This window comes from Streptomyces sp. 2131.1, assembly GCF_900105515.1.
Taxonomy (GTDB): Bacteria; Actinomycetota; Actinomycetes; order Streptomycetales; family Streptomycetaceae; genus Streptomyces; species Streptomyces drozdowiczii.
Genome location: NZ_FNSY01000001.1, coordinates 824,389 through 843,860 on the forward strand (window position 1 = coordinate 824,389; position 19,472 = coordinate 843,860).

Here is a 19,472-nt window from a genome sequence, read left to right on the forward strand (position 1 = left end):
TGACGCAATGACGCCGAATTCCTCCCCCTCCGCCACGGCCCCGAGCCGGAGAAGCTTCCTCGCCACCGGCGCGGTGGCTGCCGTCGCCGTGGCCGGCGGGGTGCCGCTGCTCGCCGCGTGCGGCGGTTCCGGCTCCGGTGCCGGGAGCAAGGAGGGCACGACCACGGGCAAGGCCCTGAAGAAGGTCGTACCGAGCTACGCCCCGCTGAACCTGGTACAGCCCGATGTTCCCGGCGTCAACGGTTCGAGCCCCGGCTTCACCAAGCTGCCGGACCCGCTGGTGGTCTCGGTCAAGTCCGTCCCGGGCAAGGGCTCGGAGTTCCGGGTGATGACCCCGCTGTGGGGAACGGTCCCGAAGAAGAACAACCCGTACTACACGGCCGTGAACAAGGCGGTCGGCGCGAAGCTGAACTTCGACCCGCAGGACGGCAACACCTACCAGGACAAGATCGGCGCGGTCCTCGCCGGCTCGGACATCCCGGACGTCATGACGATCCCCGGCTGGAACATGCAGGGGCAGATCCGCAACGCCATCACCGCCAAGTTCGCCGACCTCTCCCCGTATCTGGCGGGCGACGCCGTCAAGAAGTACCCCAACCTGGCCAACATCCCGACCGGCGCCTGGCAGTACTCGGTCTTCGGCGGCAAGCTGCGCGGCCTGCCGATGCCGACGCCGATCATCGGCAACGCGATCTTCTACCGCAAGGACCTGATCGGCTCCGGCGCCGTCCCGGCGAGCGCGGACGACCTGCTGGCCTTCGGCAAGGAGTACACGGCCCCCAAGAAGAAGGTGTGGGCCTTCGACGACCTGTGGACCTGCATCCAGAAGATCTTCGGTCTGCTCCCGGACGCGCCGCACTACTGGCAGCTGGAGGACGGGAAGCTGGTCCACAAGATCGAGACGAAGGAGTACCGGGAGGCGCTGGCCTTCGCCCGCAAGCTCCACGACGGCGGGTACGTCCACCCGGACGCCGAGGCCAACAAGGACGCCGATTCCAAGATCCGCTTCACCAGCGGCCACGTCGTCATGTACAACGACGGCACCGGCGGCTGGAAGGGCATGGTCACCGAACAGGCCTCCGCCAACCCGAAGTTCGACATGCAGGCGCTGGACTTCTTCAGCCACGACGGCGGCAAGCCGCTGCTGTGGCAGGACGACCCGGCGGGCATCTTCACCTTCCTCAGCAAGAAGCTGTCCAAGGAGAAGATCGAGGAGTTCCTCGCGATAGCCGACTACGCGGCGGCGCCATTCGGCACCGAGGAGTTCATGCTCACCAACTACGGCGTCAAGGGCACCCACTACACGATCAAGGACGGCTCCCCCACGTACACCCCGCAGGGTGTCGAGGAGGCCCAGCCCTCCACGTTCCTGTTCGTCGCCTCGCCGCCCACTTCCATCGCCTACCCGGACCAGCCGCAGCTGGCCAAGGACTACGCCGGCTGGATGGCCCGCCAGGCGCCGAACATCAAGAAGCCCCTCTTCTTCGGCATGCAGGTCGTCGAGCCGCAGCGCTACGCCTCCCTTTACACGCCGTTCGACGACCTCCAGAAGGACATCCGCCGCGGCCGCAAGAAGGTCAGCGACGTCGACGACGCGGTGAACACCTGGAAGAAGAGCGGCGGCGACAAGCTGCGCGACTGGTACCAGGACATTCTCGACAAGAACGGCTCCGGCAACTGACGCGTACGCCGCGCACCGCGCGTACGCACGACAGGGAAAGGGCCGCCGGGCACACGCAGTCCGGCGGCCGGGGTCAGGAGCACGACATGGGGAGCACACGGTGAAGTCACGGGCCACGGTCGCGGCCGCCCCGGACCGCACCGCCGACGGGGCGAGCGCCCCGGCCGGCGGGAGCGGCGCCGGGGACGGCGACGGCGCGGAGACGAGAAGCGTCCGGGCGGGCAGGTCGCGAGCGCGGGGCGTTCCCGGCCCCCGGAGGGAACAGGGCGGGATCACCTGGCGTCAGCGGCTGCGGCGCGACCGCACCCTGATCCTGATGACGATGCCGGCCATCGCGCTGCTGCTGATCTTCAACTACATCCCGCTGCTCGGGAACATCGTGGCCTTCCAGGACTACGACGTCTACGACCTGGGCATCACGGGCAGCCCGTTCGTCGGGTTCGACAACTTCACCCGGATCTTCGAGGACTACCGGTTCTGGGAAGTCCTCGTGAACACGCTGGTCATCTTCGTGACCCAGCTGGTCCTGTTCTTCCCGATCCCGATCGCCATCGCTCTCCTGCTCAACACGATCATGAGCGCGCGGGTCAGGGCCTGGGTGCAGGCGGTCGTCTACCTGCCGCACTTCTTCTCCTGGGTGCTCGTCGTCACCGTCTTCCAGCAGATGTTCGGCGGCGCCGGACTGGTCGCCCAGTGGCTGCGCGAGCACGGCCACGAGGGCTTCGACCTGATGACCGACCCGGGCTTCTTCAAGTTCCTGGTCAGCGCGCAGGCCGTATGGAAGGACGCCGGCTGGGGTGTCATCGTCTTCCTGGCCGCGCTCGCCGCCGTCAACACCGACCTGTACGAGGCCGCCGCCGTCGACGGGGCCGGCCGCTGGCGCCGCATGTGGCACGTCACGCTGCCCGCGCTGCGCCCGGTCATCGCCCTGCTGCTCGTCCTGCGGGTGGGCAGCGCGCTCAACCTCGACTTCGAGCAGATCCTGCTCCAGCGCGACCAGGTCGGCGCGGGGGCCTCGGAAATCCTGGACACCTACATCTGGTGGACGGGCATCAAGACCGGCGACTTCGGCTACGCGGCCGCGGCCGGCATCTTCAAGGGGCTGTTCAGCGTCGCCATGGTGCTGGGTGCCAACAAGGTCGCCCACATGCTGGGCGAGCAGGGGGTGTACTCCAAGAAATGACAACTCTCCTGGACCAGCGGGCGGAGCCGGCGCCCCCCACCGAGACACGCCTCCAGCGCGCCCTGCGGATCGAGCCGCGCCCGGTGTGGGAGGAGGAGCCGACCAGGGCGGGTCTCGCCTTCAAGGGCTTCGGACTCATAGCGATCTGCGCGGTCGTCATCGTCCCGATCTGGGTCGTTCTGGTGACCAGCCTGTCCGACACGAAGACCATCAACGACGCGGGCGGCCTGGTCGTCTGGCCGAAGCACATCACGTTCGTGGCGTACAAGGAGCTGCTGAGCGGGGGCGCGGTGACCCGCGCGGCCGCCGTCAGTGTCGGCCTCACCGTGGTCGGTACGGCCGTCAGCATGGTCGTCTCGATCCTCTGCGCGTACGGGCTCAGCCGCCGCGACTCGTACGCGCACCGCCCGCTGCTGATGACGCTGATGGCGACCATGTTCTTCGGCGCCGGCCTCATCCCGACGTATCTGCTGGTCACCGGCATCGGGCTGAGCGACAGCTACTGGTCGATGATCCTGCCGAGCGCGATCAGCGTCTTCAACGTGCTGGTGCTGCGCGGCTTCTTCATGGACACCGCGCCCGAACTCATCGACGCGGCCCGCATTGACGGGGCGGGCGAGTGGCGCATCCTGCTCCAGATCATCATGCCGCTGTCGCGTGCGGTGATCGCGGTGATCTCGCTGTTCTACGCGGTCGGCTACTGGAGCCAGTGGTTCAACGCGATGCTCTACATCCAGGACAGCGACAAGTACCCGCTTCAGATGATCCTCCGCCAGCTGGTCCTCCAGCACCAGGTGCCGCCGGGTGCGATGGGCGCGGCCGTCAGCAACGGGCAGATCAACAGCCTCGCCGTGCAGATGGCCGTCATGATCCTCGCGCTGATCCCGGTCGCGGTGCTGTCCCCGTTCGTCCAGAAGCACTTCCAGAAGGGCATGCTCACCGGCGCCGTGAAGGGCTGACCCGCACCCGTACGCAGATCAGATCACCGGTAAGGAACGGGAGACGCCATGCCGTCCCTGCGCGACGCAGCACGTGGCCGCATCCTCTTCGGAGGCGACTACAACCCCGAACAGTGGCCCGAGGAGGTGTGGGAGGACGACGTCCGGCTGATGAAGGAGGCCGGTGTCAACTCCGTCACCCTCGGCGTCTTCTCCTGGGCGCGGATCGAACCACGCCCAGGTGCGAGGGAGTTCGGCTGGCTCGACCGGCTGATGGACCTGATGCACGCGCACGGCATCGGTGTCGTGCTCGCCACCCCGACCGCGTCCCCGCCGCCCTGGATGGGGGCGCGGCACCCGGAGACCCTGCCGCGCGCGGAGGACGGGTCGATCGTCTGGTACGGCTCGCGCCAGCAGTTCTGCGCCAGCTCCCCGGTCTACCGGCGGTACGCCGCCGCGCTCACCGACGACCTGGCGGCGCGATACGCGCAGCACCCCGCGCTCACCGTGTGGCACATCAACAACGAGTACTGCACGCACTGCTGGTGCGACGAGACCGCCGGGCACTTCCGCCGCTGGCTCCAGAGCCGGTACGGGACGCTCGACGCCCTCAACGAGGCGTGGGGCACGGCCTTCTGGAGCCAGCGCTACGACGCGTGGACGGAGATCCTGCCGCCCCGCAAGGCCCAGTACATGCGCAACCCCGCCCAGGTGCTGGACTTCAAGCGCTTCACGTCCGACGCGCTGCTGGAGTGCTTCACCGCCGAGCGGGACATCGTCGCCCGGCACACCCCGCGCATCCCGGTGACGACGAACTTCATGCCGCTGTGGTCGGGCCAGGACGCCTGGGTGTGGTCGGCCGAGGAGGACATCGTCTCGGTCGACGTCTACCCGGACCCGCGCGACCCGCAGGGCGGGCAGTACAACGCGATGCTCGCCGACATGACGCGCTCGCAGGCCGGCGGTCCGTGGATGCTGATGGAGCAGGCGGCGGGCGCGGTGAACTGGCGGCCCGTCAACCAGCCCAAGCCGGAGGGGCTGAACCGCCTCTGGTCGCTCCAGTCCGTGGCGCGCGGCGCCGACGCGGTCTGCTACTTCCAGTGGCGGCAGTCCCGGCAGGGCGCGGAGAAGTTCCACTCGGCGATGCTCGGCCACGCCGGTGAGCACGGCCGCGCCTTCCGCGAGACCCGGCAGGTGGGCACCGAACTCGCCGCGATCGGCCCGGCCGTCTCCGGCACGGGGGTGGCCGCCGAGGTGGCGGTGCTGCACGACTGGGACGCCTGGTGGGCGGGCGCGCAGGAGGGCCGCCCGTCCTCGCTGCTCGACTACACCGAGGTGGTGCGGCACTGGCACCGGGCGCTGTGGGAGAACGGCACGCCCACGGACTTCGCCCGCCCCGACGCCGACCTCGGCCGGTTCAAGGCGGTCGTCGTCCCGCACCTCTACCTCCTCGACGACACCGCGGTCGACAACCTCGTGGCGTACGTGCGCGGCGGCGGGCGGCTGGTGTGCGGCTTCTTCAGCGGCATCGCGGACGCGGACGACCGGGTCAGGCCGGGCGGGATGGACGCCCGGCTGCGCGAGCTGTTCGGGATCGCCACCCTGCACGAGTGGTGGCCGCTGGAAGCGGACGCCACCGTGGAGTGCGACGGCTTCCGGGGCGCCCTCTGGTCCGAGGAGCTGGAGGCCGCCGAGGACACCGAGGTGCTGGCGACCTACCGCGAGGGCGAGCTGGCCGGGCTGCCCGCCGTGCTGCGCCGGGGCCGCGCGGTGTACGTGTCGACGCTTCCGGAGCCGCCGGCGCTGCGGGCGCTCCTGGCCGACGTGGTCCGGGAGGCCGGTGTGGAACCGGTCCTGGCCGGGCTGCCCGAAGGGGTGGAGGCGGTGCGCCGGGGCGAGCTGCTGTTCCTGCTGCACCACCGCCGCGAGATGGTCACCGTGGCCGTCCCGGGCACGTACGAGGACCTGCTGACCGGGCGGACCGTGACGGACCGGATCGCGCTCGGCCGGTACGGCGTCGCCGTGCTGCGGAGAGCCGCGCCGTGACCGGACGCACCGGCATCGACTCCACCTGGGAGCCGCGTCCCGCCGCCCGCTGGGAGGACGCCTTCCTGGCGGGCAACGGCCGGCACGGGGCCATGGTGTACGGCGACCCGGCGGACGACCGGGTCGTCGTCAACCACCACACCCTGGTGCGGCCCAACGGCAGCGAGCACGTGCGCCCGCCCGAGCTCGCGGACCGGCTCGACCGGCTCCAGAGCGCCCTGCTCGCCGGGGACACACGGGCGGCGGAGGGTTTCGGGGCGGGCCGGCCCCTGGTGTGGGTGCAGCCCTTCCACCCGGCGTTCCGGACCCGGGTCCGGCCGGTCCCGGGGAACGCCCCGGCGGCGGACGCGGCCTCCGGGTACCGCCGGTCGGTCGACTTCGCCACCGGTGAGATCACGGCGGCCTGCGAGACGTGGTGCAGCCGGGTCCACGTCTCGCGCGCGGACGACGTGATCGTCCAGTACGTCACGGGGCCCGGGCTCGCCGCCGACGTGACCCTGGACCACGCCCTGCCCGGTGCCCCGCCGCGTCTCGCCGTCGGGCGGAGCACGGTGCTGACCCCGGACGGCGCCCGACTGACGCTGCGCGCGGGCTACCCGGACAGCGACCAGGCGTACACCGGTGTGACGGTGCTCCGCGCGGAGGGCGGGCGGGTCTCGGTCGCGGGCGAGGGCGTCCGCGTCGAGGGCGCCCGGAGCCTGCTGCTGCTCACCCGGGTGCGCCGGCACACGGGCCGCCTCGACCTGGCGGCGGAGTGCGCGGCGCTGCCGGGCGACGACTACGCCACGCTGCTCGCCCGCCATGTGGCCCTGCACCGCACCGCGTTCGAGCGGGCCGCGCTCACCCTGGACGCGGACCCGGCCGAACGTCTCCTGCCGGGCTCCGAGTTGGTCCGGCGGCCGGACAGTCCAGCCCTGCTGGAGCGGCTGTGCGCGGCGGGCCGCTACCACCTGCTGTCCGCGTCCGGAGCGCTGCCGCCGCGGCTGACCGGGCTGTGGACGGGCGACTGGGACACCGCGTGGTCGGGGGCGTTCACCACCAACGCCAACCTCAACCTCCAGATCGCCTCGGCCGCGGCGGCGGCGCTGCCAGAAGTGTCCGAGGCCCATGCCGCCCTGGTGTACGGGCAGCTCGCGGACTGGCGTGACAACGCCCGGGCGGTGTTCGGCGCGCGCGGCATCGTGGCCCCGTCGCACACGGACGGCGAGTCCGGGCACACCCGCCACTACCAGCGCGCCTACCCGCTGCACCTGTGGACGGCGGGCGCGGACTGGCTCCTGGAGCCGCTGGTCGAGCACGCGGAGACGACAGGGGCGGAGGACCCCCGGCTGACCGCGGCCCTGCACGAGACGGCCCTGTTCTACGAGGACTTCCTCACCCGGACCGGCCCGGACGGGCGGGTGGCCGTGGTTCCCTCGTACTCGCCGGAGAACCGTCCGGCCAACGCGAGCTGGGGCACGGTCGACGCGACGATGGACCTCGCGGCGGCCCGCCACGCGCTCACCGCTTCGGCCGACCGCTGCCCCGGTGATCCGGCCGCCGCGCGCCGCCGGGCGCTGGCGGACCGGCTCGCGGAGTACCGGGTCAACGAGGACGGCGCGCTCGCCGAGTGGGCGTGGCCGGGCCTCGATGAGACGTACGACCACCGCCACCTCAGCCACCTGTACCCGGTCTGGCCGCTGGACGCGATCAATCCGTACGACACCCCCGGGCTGGCCGCCGCCGCGCACCGGGCCCTCGAACTGCGGGGCGCCGAGAACGATTCGGCGCACGGTCATCTGCACCACGCGCTGATCGCGGCGCGGCTGCGGGACGGTGCGCGGGCCTCGGCGGCGGTCCGGGCGGTGCTGGCGGGCGACTTCTTCCACGACTCGCTGATGAGCGCGCACTACCCGTCCCGCAACGTGTACAACGCGGACGCGGCGCACGCCCTGCCCGCCGCCGTGATCGAGTCGCTGGTGCAGTCGACCCCGCACCGGCTGGTCCTGCTGCCCGCGCCGCTCGCAGGGTGCCCGGCCGGTGAACTGCGCGGTGTGCGTACGCGGTTCGGCGCGTCCGTGGACCTGCGCTGGTCGGCCGACGGCACCGCGACGGCGCTGCTGCGTCCGAAGCGTGACGCCCGGGTCGATGTCCGTACGGGCGACGGCAGCGCCCTCACCGAAACCTCCGCCGGCTCCCCCTCGGCTCCCCTGGAGCTGACGGCCGGCGTGGACCGCGTCCTGGAACTCCGGCCGCGGTAGCACTCCCCCCACCCACCATGGAAGGACGACCATGGCACGACGCACCCGTACCCACAGCAGGCTCGCGCTGACCCCGGCGGTGGCGCTGGCGGCGCTCGTCGGCTTCGCCGCCGCCCCCGCCCAGGCCGCCGTCTGGTCCTCGTCGGACCAGTGGGGCACGTACACCACCTCCGACGATTACATCCTCTACAACAACATCTGGGGCTCCGGGGCGGGCGCCCAGTCCATCTGGGCCAACTCCTCGTCGAACTGGGGCGTGTGGGCCGACCACCCGAACACCGGCGGCATCAAGTCGTACCCGAACGCCAAGAAGGTGGTGAACAAGCCGATCGGCTCGCTGTCGTCGCTCACCAGCACGTACAACGTCACCGTCCCGTCGTCCGGGGCGTACAACACCTCGTACGACATCTGGGACAGCGACTACGACTACGAGGTCATGCTGTGGGTCAACTACAACGGTGCCGTGGGCCCGTTGGGCACCTCGCAGGGCACGCTGACGCTGGGCGGGCACACCTGGGCCGTGTACAAGGGCGACAACGGCTCCAACCAGGTCTTCTCGTTCCTGCGGACCTCGGACTCCACCTCGGGCACGGTGGACATCCTGCCGATCCTGAAGTGGATCAAGGACACCAAGGGCTGGTGGGGCAACGAGACCATCGGTGACGTCCAGTTCGGGTACGAGATCACCTCGTCGGCGGGCGGTCTCGACTTCCGTACGAACGGGTTCGGCGTCTCCGCGGGCTGAGCCGCGCGCCCGACGGGCCGGTCCCCGCGCGCGGGGGCCGGCCCACGCGGTCACACAGGGGCGGGCCCGGTGCTCTCCCGTACCGTCAACTCGGGTGCCAGCAGCTCGACTTCGTCCACGCCCCGGCCGGAGAGCTTGGCGACGACCTGCTCGACGGAGCGGCGCCCCATCTCCTGCGCCGGTATGGCGACGGAGGTGAGCCGCACGGACGCCTGGGTGGCCACCTGTTCGGGGCAGATCGCGACCACCGACACGTCCTCGGGCACGGCCCGGCCCTGCTGCCGCAACAGGTTGAGCAGCGGCTCCACCGCCGCCTCGTTCTGCACGATGAAGCCCGTGGTGCCGGGGCGCTCGTCGAATATCCGCGACAGGGTCTGGGCCATCGCCGCGTACCCGCCCTCGCACGGCCGGTGCAGGATGCGCACACCGGTCTCCTGCGCCTTGGCGCGCACGCCGTCGACGGTCCGCTCGGCGAACCCGGTGTGCCGCTCGTACACCGCCGCGGCCTCGCCGATGACGGCGACCTCTCGGTGCCCGAGACCGGCCAGGTGTTCCACGCAGAGCGCGCCGGTCGCCTCGAAGTCCAGGTCCACGCAGGTCAGCCCGGCGGTGTCGGCGGGCAGGCCGATGAGCACGGCGGCCCGGTCGGTCTCGCGCAGCAACGGGAGGCGCTCGTCGTGCAGTTCGACGTCCATCAGGATCATCGCGTCGGCCAGCGAGCTGCCGGCGATCCGCCGCACCGCGGCGGGCCCCTCCTCGCCGGTGAGGAGGAGGACGTCGTAGCCGTGGGTGCGGGCGGTGGTGGCGACCGCGATGGCGATCTCCATCATCACGGGCACGTACATGTCGGTGCGCAGCGGCACCATGAGCGCGATGATGTTGGACCGGCTGCTGGCGAGTGCCCGGGCCCCGGCGTTGGGGTGGTAGCCGAGCTGCTGGATGCTCTGCTCGACGCGCTCGCGGGTGGCGACGGAGATGGAGCGCTTCCCGCTGAGGACGTAGCTCACCGTGCTCGCCGAGACTCCGGCGTGCTGCGCGACCTCGGCCAGGGTGACCATTCAGCTCTCCCTCACGGGACGTCGTCGGACCCGGCAGGCGAAACCGGTCTGCTCCGGCGCTTCCGGTCAGATGTGGCGAAGCGCTTCGACTCCGCTCCCTCCACCTGTGACATGGAGAGACAGCGCGAGCCTAGCCCTGCCGCGACAGCATGTCCAGACCACTGTCGAAGCGCTTCGACACACGAGGGCGCTTGCGGCTACCGCAACGATATGCCCGTCACACTCCTGTCTGCCGCACCGGCTCAGTTGCCGAGCAGGACCGGGAAGGACTCCATGTCGTTCTGCGTCATCACCGGGAGGTTGCGCAGCTCCGCGTCGGGCACGGCGAGCCGCAGCTCCGGGAAGCGCGCGAAGAGCGCCGGCAGGGCGATGCCCGCCTCGACCCGGGAGAGGGCCGCGCCGGGGCAGATGTGCGGTCCGTGCCCGAAGGTCATGTGCCGGATCGGGGTGGAACGGGTGATGTCGAAGGCATCGGCGTCGGGTCCGTGCTGCTCGGGGTCGCGGCCGATCACCCGGTACGAGATCACCACGCCCTCGCCCTTGGCGATGACCGCGTCTCCGACCTCGATGTCCTCGGTGGCGAACCGCATGAGCAGATGCGTGGTCGGGGTGTCCCAGCGCAGGGTCTCCTCGATCACGGTGTCCCAGGAGACCTCGCCGTCGAGAACCATCCGCAGCTGGTCCGGGTGGGCCAGCAGGGCGCGTACGGCGTTGAGGATGAGCCCGATCGTGGTCTCGTGTCCGGCGGCGACCATCGCCTTGAGGTTGCCGATCACCTCCTCCTCGGTCAGCGGCTCGCCGCCCTCCTCGGCGAGGATCAGCGCGGAGGTCAGGTCGTCGGTGGGCTGCGCGGTCTTCTCGCGCACGAGTCCGGCGTAGAAGACGTCGAGGTCGGCGAGGAGCGCGAGGCGCTCGTCCTGTGGGGTGAGCATGGAGAAGAACGCCTTGTACTGACGGGTCAGCATCGCGTTCTCCGCCGGGTCGACGCCCATCAGCATGCCGACGACCCGCATGGGCAGCGGCTGGGCGAACACCGACTTGAGGTCGACGACGGCCCCGTCCCGGCCGCCTTCCTCCAACGCGTCCAGCAGCTCCGCGGTGAACTTCTCGATGTCGGGGCGTATCGCTTCGAGCCGGCGGGGCGTGAGCGCCTGCGAGGTCTTGGTCCGCAGCCGGCGGTGCTCAGCGCCGTCCACGGTGAACATCGACCGCCCGGCGTCGATCATGCCGATGAGCGGCCAGGCGTGCGTCACCTCACCGCTCTGCCACAGCCCCCAGGCGTTGATGTCCTTCACCAGCCGAGGGTCCACCAGGAGCCGCCGGGCGTCCGCGTGCCGGGTGAGGGTCCACGCCGGCACGCCGAGGAGCTCGATCCGGGCCAGCGGCCCGGCCTCGCGCAGCCGGACCGTCTCGCCGTCCAGGTCCTGGACCATGGGATCGATGACGACGGTCGCGCCGCTCTGGGCCGCCGCCTGTGCGGCGTGGGGGCAGTTCACGAGAGATCTCCTGTCGTGCGTACGGGGGTGAACCGGACGGGGAGCACGGTCGTGCCGCGGAGGAAGGCGGAGGGCCGCCGGACGAGGTCCTCGGCCGGGACGCCGAGCCGGAGGTCCGGCAGCCGGTCGAGCAGCACCTCGATGCCGGTCCTGGCGATGATCTCGGCGATCTCCTGGGCGGGGAACGGGCACCGGTACTCGCCGTGGCTGAAGGCCAGGTGGGCGCCGTTGCCGCCCTGCGCGGGGCCAGGCCCCGACACGCCCTGGCGGATCAGCGGGTCGGTGTTGGCCGCGCCGAGCCCGAGCAGCAGCATGTCCCCGGCCCTGACGCGCTGCCCGCCCAGCTGGGTGTCGCGGGCGGCCCAGCGGCCCGCCAGGATCTGGGTGGGGGTGTCCTCCCACAGCACCTCGTTCATGGCCTCGCCGATGCTGCGCCGGCCGCCGGACATGGAGTGCGCGAACTCGTCCTCGGTGAGCATCAGCCGGACCGAGTTGCTGATCCAGTCGGCGGTCGTGAGGTGCCCGGCGGCCGTGATGGCCATCAGGTCGAGCGTGTACTCCTCGTCGGTGAACTCCTCCGGGAAGTCGAGCATCCGGGAGGCCACGTCGTCCCCCGGCTCGGCCCGCTTCGCGGCGAGCAGCCGCGCCATGTGCTCACCGAAGCGCAGATGGGCGCTCTGTGCCTCGGGCCCGCCGTCGGCCAGGTCCTTCAGCACCCGGGCGATGGCGGCGCCCTCCTCGTCGGGGAAGCCGATGAGGCGGGCGAGGACGAGCACGGGGAGCGGTTCGCAGAATTCGGCGACGAGGTCCGCGGTGCCCCGGGCGCACACGTCGTCGATCAGCCGGTCGGCCAGCTGCTCGCAGTGGCCGCGGATGCGGAACGGGTCGGCCCCTTCGAGCGCGGGCGCGACCATCCGGACGTGCCGCCGGTGTTCCTCCCCCGCGCTGAAGTAGATGGACGGCATGGGGCGCCCCACCATCGGCAGCAGCGGCCAGTCGTCCGGGACGTTCGGCCACTGGTTCCAGAGGCCGACGTCGCGCGGGAACAACTCCCCGTCGCTGGTGACCCGGTGGAGCTCCCGGTACCCGATGACCAGCCAGGCCGGGAAGCCGCCCGGCAGCTCGACGGGCACGACAGGCCCGTGGTCGCGCCGCATGGAGCGGTAGACGGTCTGGGGCTCGGCCTGGAAGCCGGGCCCCCAGAGCGGCACTGCACCGGCGTGGGCGGGGCAGCCGGCGGGGGCGGCCGGCGCGGACTCTGCCGGAGAAGGGCGTGTCATGAATCCTGACTCCTGTGGCGACGACTGCACGCGTCAAGATCACGCGACAACACTCGTTCACTATAAGGAGTTTGTGTGACGCAAGCCGGTCGATCGCGATCAATCCCGAACCGTGGACGATCGCGCCGGCCGCCCTCACCCCGTCCGCAGCCCCGGGTCGCTCACTCCCGGCTCGCCCGTCTCGACGTGCCCGGCGAAGCGCCGCAGGAAGGTGTCGTCCGCGTCGCCCGTGACGGTGACGTCGTACCAGCGCTTGCTGCGCCGCAGGTCGAGCGTGTGCTTGACGCTCTCGCCCGCGCGCACGGCGATCGTCCGCACCTCTCCCCCGTAGGCGCCTGCGCTGCGCAGGGTGAGCCGGACGGTTCCGGTTCCGGAGTGCGTGAGGGTGAGCTCCAGGGCACCCGATGAGGCACTATGACGGGCCGCCACTTCCGGGCCCGGGTTCTTGCCGGGGCTACGGAAGGAGCGCAGGAAGCCGTTCGGCCCGTGGACGGTGAGGTCGGTGACGCCCCGGGAGTACTTGGTGTTCCAGGTGTCGGCCACCGACGCGCCCGCGTGGGCGGTGTAGGTCCAGGGCCCGTCCGTGCGGTTGCCGGACGTCACGAGGAACTGGGCCCCGGCCTCCGGACCCCCGCCGAACGTGAGCCGGAAGGTCCCGGCGGCCGCGTCGGCGACGCCGTCGACGAACGGCGCGTACGGCAGCGGGCGGGTGGGCCGCGAGCCCGGCTCCTGGGCCGGCACCGCCCCGATGGAGGGCGGGACCGGCACGTAGTCGGGGTGCCGGTCGCCGTCCGGGGGCTCGTACGCGGCCGTGGACGGCAGTTCGGGCGCGGAGGCGTCCGTACTCCGAAAGTCGAAGGCGGAGGTGAGGTCGCCGCACACGGCCCGCCGCCAGGGCGAGATGTGCGGCTCGTGCACCCCGAAGCGCCGCTCCATGAACCGGATGACGGAGGTGTGGTCGAAGACCTCGGAGCAGGCGTAGCCCCCGGTGCTCCACGGCGACACGACGGTCATGGGCACGCGCTGGCCGAGCCCGTACGGCCCCGCCGCGTACCGCAGGTCGCCGGGGAAGTAGTCGGCGGCGGTGTCCACGGTGGACAGCCCCTGCGCGGGTCCGGACGGGACGAACGGCGGCACGACGTGGTCGAAGAACCCGTCGTTCTCGTCGTACGTGATGAACAGGGCGGTGCGGCCCCAGACCTCCGGGTCCGAGGTGAGCGCGTCCAGGACCTGTGCGATATACCAGGCGCCGTAGTTCGCCGGCCAGTTGGGGTGCTCGGTGTACGCCTCCGGGGCGACGATCCAGGAGACCGAGGGCAGCGTCCCGGCCCGGATGTCGGCCTTCAGGTCGTCCAGCAGACCGCCCCCGTTCTTCAGGTCGCTCCCGGTGCGCGCCTTGTCGTAAAGGGCGTCGCCCGGCTCCGCGTCGCGGTAACTGTTGAAGTACAGCAGCGAATTGTCCCCGTACGTGCCCCGGTACGCGTCGCTGATCCAGCCCCAGGAACCGGCCGCGTCCAGCCCGTCGCCGACGTCCTGGTACACCTTCCAGGAGACCCCGGCCTGCTCCAGCCGCTCCGGGTAGGTCGTCCAGCCGTACCCCAGCTCGTCGTTGCCCAGCTCGGGCCCGCCGCCCGCGCCGTCGTTGCCGGTGTAACCGCTCCACAGGTAGTAGCGGTTGGGGTCGGTCGACCCGATGAACGAGCAGTGGTACGCGTCGCAGACGGTGAACGCGTCGGCGAGCGCGTAGTGGAAGGGGATGTCGTCCCTGGTGAGGTGGGCCATCGTGGTGGCCGTCTTGGCGGGCACCCACTGGTCGTAGGCCCCCTTGTTGAACGCCCGGTGACCGCCCGCCCAGTCGTGGTTCAGGTCCTGGAGGAACTGCAGGCCCAGCTTGTCGGCAGGCGGCCGGAAGGGCAGCACCTCCTTGCCCGTCGCGTCCGCCTGGTGCCACACCGGCTTCCCGCTGGGCAGCGTGACCGGGCGCGGATCGCCGTAGCCGCGTACGCCCTTCATCGTCCCGAAGTAGTGGTCGAAGGAACGGTTCTCCTGCATCAGGACGACGATGTGCTCGACGTCCTCGATGGTGCCCGTGGTGCCACGCGCCGGAAGGGACGCGGCGCGGGCGATGCTGCTCGACAGGGCGGTGAGGGCGACGGATCCCCCGGCGAGCTTCAGGAGCCGGCGGCGGTCGATTTCTGCCATGGGTGGGGGCCTTTGCGGGTGGGGGGATGTGGGGGAAGCGACTGGAGTGTTCCAGACCCGGCGGGCTCCCGGTAAGACCCTTGCGGCGTGCACGGAGTGACGCCGGGCGGAACAGTCGGCGAACCTACCCGGCGTGGCCGGGTTCATTCCCCCCGCTGTGCGGGGCCCTCACACGGGTCGGTCCCGCCTCACGTGGCGCTCCGCTCGCTGACCAGCCTCAGGTCGCGGACCACCGCGCGCTGGTGCGCCGCGCCGACCAGGCCCAGGGTGGGGCCGGGGCGGCCCTCGCGCAGCAGCACGCGCCAGCGCTCCGCGCTCCAGTCGGCCGGGGTGGTCGTGCTGATGAAGTCGTCGACGAGGGCGCAGAAGCGTTCCGGATCGGCGTGGAAGGGGAAGTGGCCGGCGCCCTCGAAGATCTCCAGGCGGCTGCCCGGCATCGCGGCGTGGGCGCGGTGGGCGTGGCGGACGGGGACGACGCTGTCACGGGAGCCCCACACGAGCTGGGTGGGCATGCCGGCGGTGAGGTAACAGCGGTCGAGCATGGTGATCATCTGGCCCTTCCAGTCCACCACCGAGCGCAGCGTGGCGATGAACGCGGCGCGGGACGTGGCGTCGGGCAGGGCGTCCACGACGTTCAGCATCTCCGTGGCGTCATGGCCGATGTCCGTGTCCATGAGCTTCATCAGGCCCGTGATCAGGCCCATCTGGCCGCGCATGCCGGGCAGCCGGAGCAGCGACAGCAGGAGGTCCGCGCCGGGCAGCGACACCGCGCGCAGGACCTTGGTGACCTCGCGGCCGACGCCACCGGCGCTGACGAGGATGAGGCGCTCGGTGTGCTCGGGGAACTGGTAGGCGAACTGCATGGCCACGCCGCCGCCCAGGGAGTGGCCGATCAGGGTGGCGTGGTCGATGCCCAGGACGCCCAGGAGGTCGCGTATCCCGTTGGCGTACGCGGCGACCGAGTAGTCGGCGCGCGGCTTGTCGGAGGCGCCGTGGCCGAGGAGGTCGGGGGCGATGACCGTGTGGGTGCGCGCCAGTACGGGGATCAGGTGCTCCCAGGTCGCGGAGGAGCCGCCGATGCCGTGGATGAGGAGGATCGCCGGGCCGTGTCCGGCGGTCCGGTAGGCGCGGCGGTATCCGTGGACGGTGTGGAACCTGAGGTGCACGTCCACGTCGTCCGGCTGCTGCGGCGGGCTGGTCCGCGTGGGCAGGTGCTGCGCTGGTGCTGCGGAGCTGAGCACGAGATCGCCTCCCGTTTTTACCGGCTCATGTGGCTCATGCGGTGAGAGTTCCGAAGCTCCTCCATCTCAGCGTATTTCCACTAGTGCCTGTATTGAGTTGTGACGCGGCCCCACAACTCAATACAGGTACTGGGTTCCGGGTGGAGCGGGGCACCGGTGGCGCGCTCCCCGCCCCGGTGGCGGGCCGAGCGGGGAGGTGTAGATGCCGCCGGCCGCGATATCGGCGGCCGCCATGGCGTCGTACGCGGTCAGGATCAGCTCCTTCGTGCGGTAACCGCCGTACCGGGCCTCGTCCTTGCGCCGGACGATGGGAAAGGTGTCCAGGATGTGTCCGGTGTCCGCGCGGTCGATCCCGTAGAGGTGGAAGAAGAACGCGTCGAGTTCGGCGCGGATCCTGCTTCGGCGCTCCTCGTCCCAGCGGAACGGGGCTCCCGTGTCGCCCAGGTCGGCGGCGAACGGGCGCATGTCGTGGGCGGTGTAGGTGAGTTCGAGGACACGCGGGGTGAGGAAGTCCGTGTGGCGGCGGACGGTTTCCGGCGGCAGTACGGGGAGCTGGCGGATGTAGAAGAAGCTGAGGTTGAGCCCGGCCGCCTTCTGGCGGGTGACGTAGTCGTAGACGAAGGAGTTGAAGTGGGCGACCAGGGCGGCGCTGTCCCGTGAGGTCCTGGTGCGCAGCAGGAAGACGGAGTCGCCGATCGCGGCCGGCGGCAGGACGGCGGAGATCATGGTGCGCTGGTTGGTGGGGCTGCTGATACGGAGGAAGGCGAGCCAGCCGGGCGGGGCGTCGGGCGGTGTGTCGGCCCGGTCCACCCAGGTGCCGGGCACGGCGAGACGGGACGCCGAGGTCCAGGCGTCGGCCGTCAGATAGGAGGGCTGGTTCTGGCGTTTCACCGCGGTGGCGCTCTTCACCACGTCGGCCGCGCGGTGGTTGTAGGCGTCGACCATCTTCGCCTCGTACAGCGGCAGCATGGCCCGCTCCCCCCGGACGAAGGTGTTTCCGGCCGGCTGCCAGCCAGTGGCCGTCAGCTCGTCGCAGGTGCGGAAGCGGTGCGAGTCGTTGGCCATGTGGAACATCGTCGCGAAGGTGACACCCCACGGGTTGCCGTCCGGGTCGCCCTCGTCGACCAGGACGGGGACCCGCGAGTAGATGCCGAGGGTGATCTCGGCGTCGCGGCGGGAGCGGAAGACGGGGCAGGTGCCCGTGTTGGGGTTGAGGAGCGTGATCTCCCCGGGCGTCAGCATGAACACCCGTCCCGGGTCTTCGAGTTCGGCCGGGTCGCGTAGGAAGAAGGCGAATCTCGCGGCGGGTTCGCGCAGAGCGTCCCCGGTGACGGACAGGATGCTGAACTTGAACGAGCGGTGGACGTCCGGGAAGACAGGCGCCGCGTTCTCGAAGTCGTAAAGGGCGGCCAGTGCGCCCGTGAGCACCAGGTCCTTGAAGAAGAACCGGGTCGTCGCGTCGGTGGCGATGCCCGTGGGCACGATCACGCCCAGCCGGCCTCGTGGGCCGGTCAGCGCGCGGCCCGCCTCGGCGAAGACGGTGTACGTGTTGATGTCTCCGCGCCCGGTGAGCGGGAACCGCCCGCTGTCGCGAAGGAAGTGGCTCGTCCCCTCCGCCCGGCGTTTGGCCGCCTCGAACCCGGTGTGCAGAGCGGCCCGGTCCGGGTCGTCCTTCAGCGCGGCGATCAGCCGCTTGCGGGCGGCGGCGGTCGTCGCGGCGGCGATCTCCGGGTCGTGCTGGGCGAAGAACTCCTGCTCCTGGAGCTTGATGCGCTCCCACGGCGGGTTGCCCAGTACGCAGTCGAAGCCGCCGGCGGCGAAGACCTCGGGGAATTCCAGGTGCCAGTGGAAGAACCGGAAACGGTCGCGGAGCCGCGCGATCTCCTCGTGCGTGGCCCGGGGCGCGTCCCGCAGTTCGCGGAGGACCGCCTCGGTCACCGGCGGCGGTGCGTCCGCCGTCCTGCGCCACAGGAACGCGGCGCACCAGGCATCGGCGGTCCGCCGCGCGCCCACCCGGTCCGCCTCATCGCGCGGGGCGGCCCGCTCGGCCCTGTTCCGCTTCTTCAGCGCCCTGGCGCACCCCTTGTCGTCGCCCGCCGCGGGGGTGAACGCCGCCTCGGGGATGCCGAGCCGCAACAGGTCCGGCGTGGCGCCGATCAGGGAGTTGCCGTGCTTGACGCGGGCGTCCAGGAAGCCCAGCGGCCGGCCCGGCTCCGGGGCCTCCAGCCACAGCGACACCTTGGTGAGTTCGACCGCCATCGGGTTGAGGTCGACGCCGTGGACGCAGCGGGCGACGACCTCGCGGAGAGCCCGGCGGACCGCCTCCGGGGCCGGCTCCGCGGTGTGTTCGCGTACGGCGGCGACCCGGGCGGCGATGCGGCGGGCCGCCGCCACCAGGAAATGGCCGGAGCCGCAGGCGGGGTCGCAGACCGTGACCGCGAGCAGTTCCCGGGCGACGGCCTCGGACGGTTCGGCTTCCGTCGCGGTGGCCGCCTCCCGGCCGCGTGCGACGGCGGCGTCCAGCACGGGGTCCAGGGCCACGTCCAGCAGGCACTCGACCAGCGCGGACGGGGTGTAGTAGGAGCCGGTGGTCTTACGGGTGTTGCCGGGCAGCCCGACCAGCGCGAAGGTCCGGTCCGCCGCGTCGATACGGGGGACGAGCTGGAGGAGCGATTCGTAGACGGAGCCCAGTTCCTCGGCGTCCAGGACGCGGTGGTCGACCGTACGCGAGCGGCGTGCTGCCGGGTCCGGAGCCTGGGAGAGGTGGCGCACGGCGGCCAGCAGGTGCGCGTCGGACAGAGCAGGTCCGTCCAGCGGGGCATCGGCCTCCGTGACGCCGAAGATCCCGCCGAGACCGGGCAGGCCCAGGTCGGGGCGGCCGGCGTCACCCAGGCCGTCCAGGACGGTCCGCAGGGCCGCGTACAGCTCACCGTCGTCCTCCGTGCCGCGCTCCTCCCGGGCGAGTCCGCGCAGCCGGGCCGACGAGAAGTGTGCCGCGTACCGCTCCCTGGCGCGGGCGCTCGCGTCCGGGAGCAGAAGGGCGTCGCGGTCCTCGGCGACGAAGACGACGAGGAGGCGGAAGACCAGGCGCAGGAGCGCGTCGTACAGGGCGTGGGCGTCGGCGTTCTCACGCAGGGCCGTGTTGGCGGGGTGCCGCAGGAAGCCGGTGCCGAGGGTGGTGAGGGCGACCCGCACGCCCTTGCGGAGCCGGTCGCCGGTGCGGAGCCTCTCGCCCTCGCGGGGCCTCTCGCCCTCGCGGATCCGGTCGCCCGTGCGCAGCCGGTCCGGTGGCCGGGGCCGGCTGCTGGCGGTGGCGGGCATCAGGCGGGCTTCCCGGCGGAGTCGGTGGGAGGGGCGGGCGG

The 19,472-nt window shown here is 71.5% G+C and carries 12 protein-coding genes; 6 read left to right on the forward strand and 6 right to left on the reverse strand.

Translation table 11 applies throughout. The features are described 5' to 3' along the window. Positions 1–73 precede the first annotated feature (73 nt). From BLW14_RS03905 to BLW14_RS03930, 6 genes are all read left to right on the forward strand, one after another. On the forward strand, positions 74–1,681 hold the full coding sequence (locus BLW14_RS03905) for an extracellular solute-binding protein (RefSeq protein WP_093710640.1): 1,608 nt from the start codon (positions 74–76) through the stop codon (positions 1,679–1,681). 100 nt (positions 1,682–1,781) lie between these two features. After that, entirely contained in the window at positions 1,782–2,864 is a 1,083-nt protein-coding gene (locus BLW14_RS03910; protein ID WP_093704330.1) for an ABC transporter permease, read from the forward strand. Continuing rightward, on the forward strand, positions 2,861–3,823 hold the full coding sequence (locus tag BLW14_RS03915; RefSeq protein ID WP_093704332.1) for a carbohydrate ABC transporter permease: 963 nt from the start codon (positions 2,861–2,863) through the stop codon (positions 3,821–3,823). The genes BLW14_RS03910 and BLW14_RS03915 overlap by 4 nt, the downstream gene beginning before the upstream one ends. A gap of 48 nt (positions 3,824–3,871) precedes the next feature. After that, a complete protein-coding gene (locus BLW14_RS03920; protein ID WP_093704333.1) occupies positions 3,872–5,848 on the forward strand; it encodes a beta-galactosidase in 1,977 nt (658 codons plus the stop codon). Further along, a complete protein-coding gene (locus tag BLW14_RS03925) occupies positions 5,845–8,088 on the forward strand; it encodes a glycosyl hydrolase family 95 catalytic domain-containing protein (protein WP_093704335.1) in 2,244 nt (747 codons plus the stop codon). The genes BLW14_RS03920 and BLW14_RS03925 overlap by 4 nt, the downstream gene beginning before the upstream one ends. A gap of 31 nt (positions 8,089–8,119) precedes the next feature. Then, entirely contained in the window at positions 8,120–8,833 is a 714-nt protein-coding gene (locus BLW14_RS03930; protein ID WP_093704337.1) for a glycoside hydrolase family 12 protein, read from the forward strand. A 50-nt stretch (positions 8,834–8,883) separates the two neighbouring features. Here BLW14_RS03930 and BLW14_RS03935 read toward each other — a convergent pair whose 3' ends face one another. From BLW14_RS03935 to BLW14_RS03960, 6 genes are all read right to left on the reverse strand, one after another. Beyond that, the gene (locus BLW14_RS03935) at positions 8,884–9,891 is read right to left on the reverse strand and encodes a LacI family DNA-binding transcriptional regulator (protein ID WP_093704339.1); all 1,008 of its coding nucleotides are present in this window, start codon (positions 9,889–9,891) and stop codon (positions 8,884–8,886) included. 242 nt (positions 9,892–10,133) lie between these two features. Then, positions 10,134–11,387 (reverse strand): cytochrome P450 family protein, encoded by a 1,254-nt coding sequence (locus BLW14_RS03940; protein ID WP_093704341.1) that lies wholly within the window; start codon positions 11,385–11,387, stop codon positions 10,134–10,136. Next, positions 11,384–12,667, reverse strand: coding sequence for a cytochrome P450 (locus BLW14_RS03945; RefSeq protein WP_093704343.1), 1,284 nt, complete (start codon positions 12,665–12,667; stop codon positions 11,384–11,386). The genes BLW14_RS03940 and BLW14_RS03945 overlap by 4 nt, the downstream gene beginning before the upstream one ends. Before the next feature lie 135 nt (positions 12,668–12,802). Continuing rightward, positions 12,803–14,869 (reverse strand): phosphocholine-specific phospholipase C, encoded by a 2,067-nt coding sequence (locus BLW14_RS03950; RefSeq protein WP_093704345.1) that lies wholly within the window; start codon positions 14,867–14,869, stop codon positions 12,803–12,805. A 188-nt stretch (positions 14,870–15,057) separates the two neighbouring features. Further along, positions 15,058–16,080 (reverse strand): alpha/beta fold hydrolase, encoded by a 1,023-nt coding sequence (locus BLW14_RS03955; protein WP_371128112.1) that lies wholly within the window; start codon positions 16,078–16,080, stop codon positions 15,058–15,060. Positions 16,081–16,227: 147 nt separating this feature from the next. After that, positions 16,228–19,431, reverse strand: coding sequence for an Eco57I restriction-modification methylase domain-containing protein (locus BLW14_RS03960; RefSeq protein WP_093704349.1), 3,204 nt, complete (start codon positions 19,429–19,431; stop codon positions 16,228–16,230). Between the last annotated feature and the right edge of the window lie 41 nt (positions 19,432–19,472).